Below are 12641 nucleotides of genomic sequence, written 5' to 3'. Positions count from 1 at the left end.
TCCTGAGCGCTTAGTAATATGGTGTTTACTTTTTGATCTGGTATAACAGGTATAAAGGTATATCGTTATATTAAGAAACCAGACAACAATAGAGGCGTATATGGCACAGAATCTTCGCGGTGTGATGCCCGCACTGCTTACTCCATTCAATCAGCAGCAACAGGTGGATACCGACAGCTTGCGCCGTCTGGTTCGTTTCAATATTGAACAGGGTATTGATGGTATCTACGTTGGGGGGTCGACCGGAGAGGCTTTTTTACAGAGTGCACAGGAACGTGAGCAAGTGCTGGAAATTGTTGCTGAAGAAGCCAAAGGGAAAGTAACTCTGATTGCGCATGTAGGCAGTATCAGTACTCATGAGAGCCAGCTGCTGGCGAGTGCCGCACACCGTTACGGTTTTGATGCTGTCTCTGCCGTAACACCTTTCTACTATCCGTTCAGCTTCAATGAACATTGTGATCACTACCGCGCAGTAATTGATGCATCTGAAGGATTGCCAATGGTGGTCTACAACATCCCGGCATTAAGTGGCGTGAAACTCACTCTCGAGCAGATAGATACATTAATCAACTTACCTGGCGTTGGCGCATTAAAACAGACTTCGGGCGATCTCTACCAAATGGAACAGATCCGTCGTGCCCATCCAGATCTGGTGCTCTACAACGGCTATGACGAGATCTTTGCATCTGGTCTGGTTGCAGGCGCAGATGGCGGGATTGGTAGTACTTACAATGTAATGGGGTGGCGCTACCAGGCTATCAAGCAAGCGGTTCAGAGTGGTGATATGCGACGTGCCAGCCAACTTCAAAGTGAATGTAATAAAGTTATTGATGTGCTGATTAAAGTGGGTGTTTTCCGTGGACTGAAAACTTTACTCCATTACATGGATGTTATTGCTGTACCGCTATGTCGCAAACCATTTTCGCCAGTGGAAGAGCATTATCTACCAGAGCTTAAAGCACTCGCAGTCCAGCTTCAGGAAGAACGTGCAGCGTTCTGAATGACATAAATAAACCATGGTGCTGTAAACCATACCTAATCAGACCCAACTAAAGGACGAGTTTTAAGAACTCGTACCGGGAGTGCTTTATGAATAACACTGCCCAACGGATCCCGTGGTATCGCCATTTGACTAAGCCGCAATGGAAAGCATTTTCAGCCGCCTGGATTGGCTACTTATTGGATGGCTTTGATTTTGTCCTGATAGCGTTAGTACTAACTGAAATTCAAAGCGAATTTGGCCTGACAACGGTTCAGGCGGCGAGTTTGATCTCTGCGGCCTTTATCTCGCGCTGGTTTGGCGGTCTGGTTCTGGGTGCTATGGGCGATCGTTATGGTCGCAAGCTTGCGATGATAACCAGCATCGTGTTGTTTTCTTTCGGTACTCTGGCGTGCGGTTTTGCTCCGGGCTTTACGACAATGTTTCTTGCTCGTCTGCTGATTGGTATGGGCATGGCTGGTGAATATGGGTCTAGTGCGACCTATGTCATCGAAAGCTGGCCTAAACATATGCGTAATAAGGCGAGTGGTTTTCTTATCTCTGGCTTCTCTGTAGGTGCGGTGATTGCAGCTCAAGTATATAGCGTTGTAGTGCCGGCATGGGGCTGGCGTGCGCTGTTCTTCATCGGCATTTTGCCTATTATTTTTGCGCTCTGGCTGCGTAAAAATATTCCTGAAGCAGAAGACTGGAAAGAGAAGTTTGCTGATACAAAACCAACCAAAACCATGGTGGATATTTTGTATCGTGGAGAACATCGTTTTATCAATATTGGTCTCACGGTTGTCGTCGCAACGGCGCTTTATTTCTGTTTTGCCGGTAACCTTGGCAATGCGGTAATTATTGCTGCGCTGGGTTTGATATGTGCGGCTGTGTTCATCAGCTTTATGGTGCAAAGCAGTGGTAAGCGCTGGCCAACGGGTGTCACACTGATGGTCGTGGTGTTCTTTGCCTTCCTTTATTCATGGCCTATTCAGGCACTGTTACCAACATATCTGAAAACTGAGCTGGCCTACGACCCAAAAACCGTTGCACATATCCTGTTCTTTAGCGGTTTTGGTGCCGCAGTTGGTTGTTGTGTAGGTGGTTTCCTCGGTGATTGGTTAGGTACGCGCAAAGCTTATGTCTGCAGCCTTCTGGCATCGCAATTATTGATTATCCCGGTATTTGCCATCGGTGGCGGTAACATTTGGGGGCTGGGTCTGCTGTTGTTCTTACAGCAGATGTTGGGGCAAGGGATCGCAGGGATTTTACCAAAATTGATTGGCGGTTATTTCGATACGGAACAACGTGCTGCGGGTCTGGGCTTTACCTATAACGTCGGTGCGCTGGGTGGTGCATTGGCTCCGATCATTGGTGCGACTATCGCTCAGCGTCTTGATTTAGGTACTGCACTTGCTTCGCTTTCGTTTAGCCTAACCTTTGTAGTCATTCTGCTGATTGGCCTGGATATGCCATCACGGATTCAGCGCTGGATTCACCCTGAAGCAGTACGGACTCACGATGCTATAGATGGTAAGCCGCTTAGTGGGGCTGGTGCTGTTAAAAAAGGGGCTATTAAGGGGCCGATGATGCATAAAGCAGCGAAATAAAGCAGTCTGATAAAACAAAAAAAGCCCGGTGATATGAAAATCACCGGGCTTTTCGTATTGATAAGTCAGGTAAGCGAATTGCTACCTGACAGACAAATTAAACTTCGAGGAAGTTCAGGATCCCGTCAGCCGCTTTACGGCCTTCAGCAATTGCTGTGACCACCAGATCAGAACCACGAACGGCGTCACCGCCAGCAAAGATTTTCGGGTTGCTGGTCTGGAACGGATTATCGCTGCCTTCCGGAGCCAGAATGCGCCCCTGGCTGTCCAACTCAACGCTGTGTTTTTCCAGCCACTGCATAGCATGTGGACGGAAACCAAACGCCATAATCACCGCATCGGCAGGGACAACATGCTCGGAACCGGCAACGATTTCTGGACGACGACGGCCATTGGCATCCGGTGCGCCCAGCTCAGTACGAGCCACTTTCACACCCGACACGCGGCCATTACCATTCACTTCTACGCCCAGCGGCTGCACGTTGAACTGGAACTCCACACCCTCTTCGCGCGCATTTTTCACTTCGCGCTTAGAGCCCGGCATGTTCTCTTCGTCACGACGATAAGCACAGATTACGTGTGTTGCGCCCTGACGAATCGATGAACGCACGCAGTCCATCGCGGTATCACCACCGCCAAGTACCACAACACGTTTGCCTTCCATGTTCACATATGGCTCTTCTGGCGAATCATCAAAGCCCATAATCTTTTTGGTGTTAGCAATGAGGAACGGCAGGGCGTCGAACACGCCTGTGGCATCTTCATTTTCTAAACCACCGCGCATGGACTGGTAAGTGCCCACGCCCAGGAAGACGGAATCGAACTCTTTGAGCAGGTCGTCGATGTGTACATCGCGGCCCACTTCGGTGTTCAGTTTGAACTCGATACCCATACCGCTGAAGATTTCGCGGCGTTTAGTCATCACTTCTTTTTCCAGTTTGAACGCTGGAATACCGAAGGTCAGCAGGCCGCCGATTTCTGGATGACGGTCATAAACCACCGCTTTAACGCCGTTACGCGCCAGCACATCAGCACACGCCAGCCCCGCAGGGCCAGCACCGATAATCGCCACGCGTTTGCCGGTTTGCTTCACGCCGGTCAGGTCAGGTTTCCAGCCCATCTCAATCGCTTTATCGTTGATATAGCGCTCGATGTTACCGATGGTGACGGCACCAAACTCGTCATTGAGCGTACAAGAACCTTCACACAGACGGTCCTGTGGGCAAACGCGGCCGCACACTTCCGGCAGGCTGTTCGTCTGGTGAGACAATTCAGCCGCTTCGATAATTCGCCCTTCGTTGGCCAGCTTCAACCAGTTTGGAATGTAGTTATGAACCGGGCATTTCCATTCGCAGTATGGGTTGCCGCAAGACAGGCAGCGGTCTGCCTGTGCTTTGGCCTGGCCTTCTGAGAACGGCTCGTAAATTTCCACAAATTCAATTTTACGGATCTTGAGCGGTTTCTTTGGCGGATCAACGCGCTGTAAGTCGATAAATTGATAAACGTTTTGACTCATCGTGACCTCTTACTGCGCCTGCACCCGCAGCTCAGCTGCGGAACGACTGCGGTGACCCAACAATGCTTTAACATCACTGGACTTCGGTTTAACCAACGTGAATTTCGAGGCAAATTCAGGCCAATTTGCCAGAATTTCTTCGCCGCGCTGAGAACCCGTCAGTTGCACATGCTCGGTAATCATCCCGCGCAGGTGTTCTTCGTGAATGGCCAGCTCATCAACGTTGAGCAGTTCAACCAACTCAGGGTTAACGCGTTTACGGAAATCACCATCTTCATCAAGCACGTAAGCGAAACCACCGGTCATACCTGCACCAAAGTTCACGCCCGTCTTGCCGATGACACAGACAATACCGCCAGTCATGTATTCACAACCGTTATCGCCAATGCCTTCTACAACGGTAATTGCACCGGAGTTACGCACAGCGAAACGTTCACCCGCCCGGCCTGCAGCATAAAGTTTGCCGCCTGTTGCACCGTACAAGCAGGTGTTGCCTATGATGGTTGCTTCGTGGCTACGGAAGAATGAACCTACCGGAGGACGCAACGAAATCAAACCGCCAGCCATACCTTTGCCGACATAGTCGTTGGCATCGCCAGTGAGGTGTAACTCTACGCCACCGGCGTTCCATACCCCAAAGCTTTGCCCGGCAGTACCGCTGAAATGCGCTTTAATCGGATCGGCTGCAAGCCCCTGGTCGCCATTGTGCTGTGCAATATAACCAGACAATGTGGCACCCACTGAACGGTCAGTGTTGCGGATATCAAACCAGAACGTTTTGCTCTGCTTGTCATCCACATACTGCTTCGCCTGAGCGAGAAGTTGAGCGTTCAGGTCACCTTTATCAAATGGTGGGTTTGTTTCGGTCCAGTAGACCGCTTTGCCCGGCATTGGCTCAGCTGTTTTCAGCAAATTCGACAGATCGAGGTTTTGTTGTTTGGCAGTCAAACCGTCCAGCTCTTTGAGCAGGTCAGTACGGCCAATCAAGTCAACCAGGCGCTTCACGCCCAACTGTGCCATCAACTCACGCGTTTCACGGGCAATGAATTCAAAGTAGTTTGTCACTTTGAATGGCAAGCCGTGATAGTGGTTTTTACGCAGTTTTTCATCCTGAGTTGCAACACCGGTTGCGCAGTTATTCAGGTGGCAAATACGCAGGTATTTACAACCTAATGCAACCATTGGACCTGTGCCGAAACCAAAGCTTTCTGCGCCAAGAATTGCCGCTTTAATGATGTCTAAGCCTGTTTTCAGACCGCCATCAACTTGCAGACGAATTTTATGACGCAGGCCGTTGGCAACCAGTGCCTGTTGTGTTTCTACCAGACCCAGTTCCCATGGGCAGCCAGCATATTTCACTGATGACAATGGGCTTGCACCTGTACCACCGTCGTATCCGGCGATAGTAATCAGATCGGCATAAGCTTTTGCCACACCCGTTGCGATGGTGCCAACACCTGGTTCGGAAACCAGTTTGACGGAGATCATCGCTTTAGGATTGACCTGTTTCAGGTCGAAAATCAGCTGCGCCAAATCTTCGATAGAGTAAATATCGTGGTGCGGTGGTGGTGAAATCAGCGTCACACCAGGTACGGAATAACGCAGTTTTGCGATATATGGCGTGACCTTATCACCTGGCAACTGACCGCCTTCACCAGGTTTCGCGCCCTGAGCAACTTTAATCTGGATAACATCAGCGTTCACCAGGTAAGCTGGTGTCACGCCGAAACGGCCGGAAGCCACCTGTTTGATACGGGACACTTTATTGGTGCCGTAACGTGCAGGGTCTTCGCCACCTTCACCAGAATTGGAGTTCCCACCGATGCTGTTCATCGCTTCTGCCAGCGATTCGTGTGCTTCCGGGCTTAATGCACCGATAGACATCGCAGCAGTATCGAAACGTTTATACAGCTCAGTGGCAGGCTCAACATCTTCAATCTTGACTGTTTCATCTTGCGGGTTCAGAGCAAGCATATCGCGCAATGTTGCCACTGGACGCTCGTTTACAAGCTTCGCGTACTCTAGATAATCTTTGTATTCGCCACTGTTGACGGCTTTTTGCAGCGTCTGAACCACGTCAGGGTTGTAAGCGTGATATTCGCCACCATGAACGTATTTCAATTGCCCACCCTGGTCTAGCGGCTTGCGAGCGAGCCATGCGCGCTTAGACAGGTTCAACAAGTCTTGTTGGAAGTCGTTAAATCCTGCACCACCAATACGGCTGACAACGCCCTGGAAGCACAGCTCAGAAACTTCTTTATGCAGGCCAACTGCTTCAAACAGTTTCGAGCAACGGTAAGAGGCAATAGTCGAGATGCCCATTTTGGACATGATCTTGTACAGACCCTTGTTGATGCCGTTGCGGTAATTCTGCATCACTTCACGGTACGGTTTTTCGATAGCACTGTTGTCGACCAGCTTCGCCAGAGTTTCGTAAGCGAGGTATGGATAGATTGCCGTCGCACCAAAACCGAGCAGAACTGCGAAGTGGTGTGGGTCACGCGCACTTGCTGTTTCGACAATAATGTTCGCATCGCAACGCAGATTTTTCTCGACCAGTCGAGTCTGTATCGCACCAACCGCCATTGGAGCCGGAACCGGAAGGCGATCTTTCGCAATGTTACGGTCAGACAGCACCAACAGCACTGTGCCGTTGCGAACCATACGTTCCGCTTCGTCGCACAGAGCATTTACAGTTTCGTGCAGCGACTGAGCGGAGGCATCGTAGGTGATGTCCAGCGTATCGGCACGGTAGTGCTGCTCTTCAAGTGAAGTGAGCTGCTGGAAATCAGACCACAGCAAAATTGGCGATTTGAAGCTCAGGCGGTGCGCCTGGCCTTCTGCTTCACAGAAGACGTTCATTTCACGGCCAATGCTGGTTGCTAGAGACATTACGTGCGCTTCACGCAGCGGGTCGATTGGCGGGTTAGTTACCTGCGCAAATTGCTGGCGGAAGTAATCGTAAATGATGCGTGGCTGGCTGGAGAGCACGGCAAACGGGGTATCGTCACCCATTGAACCGACCGCTTCCTGGCCATTTTCACCCAGCACACGAATCACAGAATCCAGCTCTTCTACGCTGTAGTTAAACTGTTTCTGGAAGCTTGCGAGGGTATCGTCATCCATTTCACGGGAGCCAACTTCTTCGTCTGGTAAATCTTCAAACGGCACCAGGCGACGGACGTTGTTTTCCATCCACTCTTTATACGGGTGGCGGCTCTTCAAATCGGCATCGGTTTCAGCGGAATGCAAAATTCGGCCAATACGCGTATCGATAACCATCAGCTCGCCAGGGCCGACACGTCCTTTCTCGATGACTTCGTCAGGCTGGTAATCCCAGATCCCAACTTCAGAAGCACAAGTGATCAGCTTATCTTTAGTGATGACGTAGCGCGCCGGGCGCAGACCGTTACGGTCGAGGTTACAGGCAGCGTAACGCCCGTCGGACATCACGATTCCTGCTGGACCATCCCATGGCTCCATATGCATGGAGTTAAAGTCGAAGAAGGCGCGCAGCTCTGGGTCCATGTTCGGGTTGTTCTGCCAGGCTGGTGGAACCAGCAAACGCATGGCGCGAACAATATCCATCCCGCCAGCTAACAGCAGCTCGAGCATGTTATCCATGGAGCTTGAGTCAGAACCGGTTTCGTTCACGAATGGCGCTGCATCATGCAAGTCCGGGATCAACGGAGTCTGGAACTTGTAGGTACGAGCGCGAGCCCACTGGCGGTTACCGGTAATGGTGTTGATTTCACCGTTGTGCGCCAGGTAGCGGAATGGCTGAGCCAGCGGCCAGCGTGGCACGGTGTTGGTGGAGAAACGCTGGTGGAACAGGCAAATAGCTGATTCCAGGCGCAAGTCCGCGAGGTCCAGGTAAAAGCGCGGCAAGTCTGCCGGCATACACAGACCTTTATAGATGTTAACCAGGTTGGAGAGACTACAAACGTAAAAGTCTTTATCCTGGATGCGTTTCTCAATGCGGCGACGGGCGATAAACAGGCGACGTTCCATATCACGTGGGCGCCAGCCAGCCGGAGCATTAACAAAAATTTGTTCGATGCGAGGTTTCGAGGAGAGGGCGATTTCACCGAGTACGTCTTCATTGGTTGGCACTTCGCGCCATCCTACAATCGACAAGGTCTCGTTTTGCAACTCTTCTTCAACGATGCGGCGGCTTGCACTTGCCAGCGCGTCGTCTTTGTTTAAGAAAATCATGCCTACCGCATAATTTTTTGCCAAACGCCAACCACGTTCTTCCGCAACGATTCGGAAGAAACGGTCAGGTTTTTGCAACAGCAGGCCACAACCATCACCGGTTTTACCATCGGCGAGGATTGCTCCACGGTGCTGCATTCGGGCCAGTGCGTGAATAGCAGTACGCACTACCTTGTGGCTAGGTTCGCCTTCTATGTGGGCGATCAGGCCGAAACCACAGTTATCCTTCTCAAGGGATTTATCGTACAACATATCAGTGAACCTCCCCAGGCTCTACGTGATTCCCGATACCGTTTGCGTCCAGACGCAGCAAGGGCATGGCGACGGGGTTTGCGAATCTACGCTTACCGCGTGTGTCGCCCTCTTGATGTCTAACGCATCCGGTTTCACAAGTGTTGAGGACTTGCTTTAGAGGGAATCTAAATTACTGCATAAATATGATGGGCACAGAACCCACCCAGAAAGCTTCCAGCGGATTTCCAAGTTATCGGGAAAGCGCACACAGGTCAAATGGCATTCTTATTTATACGATTATGTGCTAAATGGTATTTAACATCATGAATATAAACATTTTATTATCATTTTTATCGTATTTAAGCGGCAGGGGAATCGCTTGGGTATTGTGATCTCTCTCACTATCTGGCGGGCTGCAAAATTCCAGACCGTGCTGGCAATGTCTAAGTTGGCAGGATCTTGTGCTATAAATGCGCGCTGGCGTGTTGTATGACACTGTTTTTCGCAAGGTCACATATTCTTTAAAAATAGGAGGTCAGTATAAGGAAAAGTAATCATCTTTTGTGTGCGTAAACTTGCACTAATTTTGCATTGTTATGCAATAGGTAAAGCTGCGCCAAAGCGATTGATCCAGGTCATCGCTAAATTGGGCAGATAATGGCAGGCTACGTCCCTTTTACAGGGCGGCCCATCAGATTATGCAGTTACAAAAATTAGTCAATATGTTTGGTGGCGATCTTCAGCGACGTTATGGCCATAAGGTCCATAAACTCGTGCTACATGGCGGTTTCAGTTGCCCAAACCGTGACGGCACCATCGGGCGTGGGGGGTGTACTTTTTGCAATGTTGCCTCTTTTGCTGATGAAACCCAACAAAGTCACTCCATCGCCGATCAACTCGCGCGCCAATCACAGTTAGTGAACCGCGCGCAGCACTATCTCGCTTATTTCCAGGCTTACACCAGTACATGGGCGGAAGTGCAGGTGTTGCGTTCGATGTATCAGCAAGCGGTGAGTCAGGCTAGCATCGTTGGATTATGCGTTGGGACGCGCCCAGATTGTGTGCCAGACAGTGTGCTGGATCTGTTAAGTGAATATCACGATAAAGGCTACGAAGTTTGGCTGGAGTTAGGTTTGCAGACGGCTCATGACAAAACATTGCATCGTATTAATCGTGGGCATGATTTTGCCTGTTATCAGGAAACCACACGTCGAGCACGAGCACGTGGGTTGAAAGTTTGCAGTCATCTTATTGTCGGCTTGCCTGGCGAAACGAAGTCACACTCCATGGAAACGCTGGAAAAAGTCGTTGAGACAGGCGTGGACGGCATCAAACTCCACCCGTTGCATGTCGTTAGCGGTAGCACGATGGCCAAAAGCTGGCTGGCGGGGCGCTTGCAGGCTATTGAATTAGAAGAGTATGCGACAATTGCTGGGGAGATGATTCGCTACACGCCGCTTGATGTCGTATTCCACCGAATTTCTGCCAACGCGCGGCGGCCAACCCTACTGGCACCATTGTGGTGTGAGAATCGTTGGGCCGGGATGGGGGCTATCGATAAATATCTGACTGAACATGGCACACAAGGTTCGGCGATAGGTACTCCATGGAGCCCGGCAATTCTGTTGTAATCCCTAAGCGTGCGGTATATTTAGCTGATTGATGACGAGGGAAACGTTCCATGAAGCAAATCCGGTTACTGGCGCAATATTACGTTGATTTGATGGTGAAGCTCGGATTAGTGCGCTTCTCTTTGTTATTGGCCTCAGCCCTGGTGGTGTTGGCTATCATGGTGCAAATGGCCGTGACGATGTTATTACGCGGCCAGGTTGAAAGTATTGATGTTGTCCGCTCCATCTTTTTCGGCCTGTTAATTACCCCTTGGGCCGTCTATTTCCTTTCTGTGGTGGTTGAGCAACTCGAGGAGTCGCGCCAGCGGCTTTCAAAGCTTGTGCAAAAACTCGAGGAGATGCGCGAAAGAGATTTAAAACTCAATGTGCAGCTCAAAGACAATATTGCTCAATTGAACCAGGAAATCGCCGATCGCGTTAAAGCTGAAGATGAACGCCAGACGATGCTGGAGCAGCTTAAAGTCGAGATGCAGGAGCGCGAAGAGACGCAGCTACAGCTCGAACAGCAATCGTCGTTCTTACGCTCATTCCTCGATGCATCTCCTGACCTTGTTTTTTATCGTAACGAAGACAAAGAGTTTTCCGGCTGTAACCGCGCCATGGAACTACTGACGGGTAAAAGTGAAAAGCAACTGATCAGCCTGAAACCAGAAGATGTCTACTCGCCAGAGGCGGCGCAGAAGGTTATTGAAACCGACGAGAAAGTATTCCGTCATAATGTTTCCCTCACCTACGAACAATGGCTGGATTACCCTGATGGGCGTAAAGCCTGCTTTGAAATTCGTAAAGTGCCTTATTACGACCGCGTCGGTAAGCGCCATGGTTTGATGGGCTTTGGTCGCGATATTACCGAGCGTAAGCGTTATCAGGATGCGCTTGAGCGCGCCAGCCGAGACAAAACTACCTTCATTTCTACTATCAGCCACGAACTACGTACACCATTGAACGGTATAGTCGGTTTAAGCCGTATCCTGCTTGATACCGAGCTGAATCCTGAACAAACAAATTATCTCAAGACCATTCATGTTTCGGCGATTACTCTTGGAAATATTTTCAACGATATCATTGATATGGATAAACTCGAGCGCCGTAAGGTTCAGCTTGATAACCAACCGATTGATTTCACCAGTTTCCTTGCTGATCTGGAAAATCTTTCGGGCTTGCAGGCACAGCAAAAAGGGTTGACGCTCGAAATGAACCCAACCTTGCCGTTACCGCATAAAGTGGTAACGGACGGTACGCGTTTGCGCCAGATTCTCTGGAACCTGATTAGCAATGCGGTGAAGTTCACGCCGAAAGGTGGACTGGTGGCGGTTCGTGTGCGTTATGACGAAGAAAATACGCTGCGCTTTGAAGTGCAGGATTCCGGGATTGGCATCCCGCAGGATGAGCAGGACAAAATCTTCGCAATGTATTATCAGGTCAAGGATATCCACGGTGGTAAACCAGCAACCGGTACGGGGATTGGTCTGGCGGTATCGCGTCGTCTGGCTAAGAGCATGGGAGGCGATATTACCGTTAGCAGTAAGCCGGGTGAAGGCTCTCTGTTTACCCTGACGATTCAGGCGCCGCGTGTGGCGGATGAAGTTGAAGATACCCTCGAAGATGACGAAATGCCGTTGCCAGCGTTGCACGTTTTGCTGGTGGAAGACATTGAGCTCAATGTAATTGTTGCACGCTCGGTGCTTGAGAAGCTCGGCAACAGCGTGGATGTTGCGATGACCGGTAAAGAGGCGCTGGAGAAATTCACTCCGGGAGAATACGACCTGGTGTTACTGGACATCCAGTTACCGGACATGACCGGCCTGGATATCTCTCGACAATTGACGACGAATTATGCCCGCGAAGATTTACCGCCTTTAGTAGCATTGACGGCCAACGTATTGAAAGATAAAAAAGAGTATCTGGATGCTGGCATGGATGATGTGCTCAGCAAACCACTCGCAGTCCCGGCGTTGATGGCGATGATCCAAAAATTCTGGGACAACCAAAAGTCAGCGTCTGAAAAGGAGTCTCCAATGTCTCAAGTTAACAGTGAAAAGCAACAAGCCTTGCTCGATATTCCGATGCTTGAGCAGTACATGGACTTAGTAGGACCAAAGCTGATTACTGATGGATTGGCGATGTTTGAAAAAATGATGCCGGGTTATCTGAGTGTGCTGGATTCCAATATGACCGCCCGCGACCAGAAAGGTGTGGTGGAAGAGGGCCATAAAATTAAGGGGGCTGCGGGTTCTATTGGGTTGCGCCATTTGCAGCAAGTTGCTCAGCAAATTCAGTCGCCGGACTTACCTGCCTGGTCAGAAAATGTTGGTGAGTGGATTGAAGAATTGAAGCAGGAATGGCAACACGATGTTGAGGTTCTGAAGGCTTGGGTTGCGAACGCCCCCAAAAAATGACCCCGGATAAACCGGGGTGCGCGAATTCTGCGCCAACACCAGGGAAAAGCCCGGTTG

General features: G+C 50.3%; 6 protein-coding genes. 4 read left to right on the top strand and 2 right to left on the bottom strand.

What is annotated here, in order from left to right; translation table 11 throughout:
• The first annotated feature begins 100 nt into the window (after positions 1-100).
• Complete coding sequence (nanA, locus tag IX31_RS15615) at positions 101-1000, top strand: N-acetylneuraminate lyase (protein WP_034459788.1); 900 nt, start codon at positions 101-103, stop codon at positions 998-1000.
• A gap of 89 nt (positions 1001-1089) precedes the next feature.
• A complete protein-coding gene (locus tag IX31_RS15610) occupies positions 1090-2589 on the top strand; it encodes an MFS transporter (protein ID WP_034459785.1) in 1500 nt (499 codons plus the stop codon).
• A 97-nt stretch (positions 2590-2686) separates the two neighbouring features.
• Here IX31_RS15610 and IX31_RS15605 read toward each other — a convergent pair whose 3' ends face one another.
• Both IX31_RS15605 and gltB read right to left on the bottom strand, forming a co-directional pair.
• Positions 2687-4105, bottom strand: a complete 1419-nt coding sequence (locus IX31_RS15605; protein ID WP_034459782.1) for a glutamate synthase small subunit — start codon at positions 4103-4105, stop codon at positions 2687-2689.
• Positions 4106-4114: 9 nt separating this feature from the next.
• The gene (gene gltB / locus IX31_RS15600; protein WP_072009462.1) at positions 4115-8572 is read right to left on the bottom strand and encodes a glutamate synthase large subunit; all 4458 of its coding nucleotides are present in this window, start codon (positions 8570-8572) and stop codon (positions 4115-4117) included.
• A gap of 680 nt (positions 8573-9252) precedes the next feature.
• Here gltB and mnmL point away from each other — a divergent pair.
• Together mnmL and arcB are read left to right on the top strand one after the other, a co-directional pair.
• Positions 9253-10185 (top strand): tRNA modification radical SAM protein MnmL/YtqA, encoded by a 933-nt coding sequence (mnmL, locus tag IX31_RS15595; RefSeq protein WP_034459779.1) that lies wholly within the window; start codon positions 9253-9255, stop codon positions 10183-10185.
• Positions 10186-10235: 50 nt separating this feature from the next.
• Positions 10236-12584 (top strand): aerobic respiration two-component sensor histidine kinase ArcB, encoded by a 2349-nt coding sequence (gene arcB, locus IX31_RS15590; protein ID WP_034459776.1) that lies wholly within the window; start codon positions 10236-10238, stop codon positions 12582-12584.
• Positions 12585-12641: the final 57 nt, after the last annotated feature.

This window comes from Buttiauxella noackiae, from assembly GCF_000737905.1.
GTDB classification, from domain to species: domain Bacteria; phylum Pseudomonadota; class Gammaproteobacteria; order Enterobacterales; family Enterobacteriaceae; genus Buttiauxella; species Buttiauxella noackiae.
This window is presented reverse-complemented; position numbering and strand designations above follow the sequence as displayed.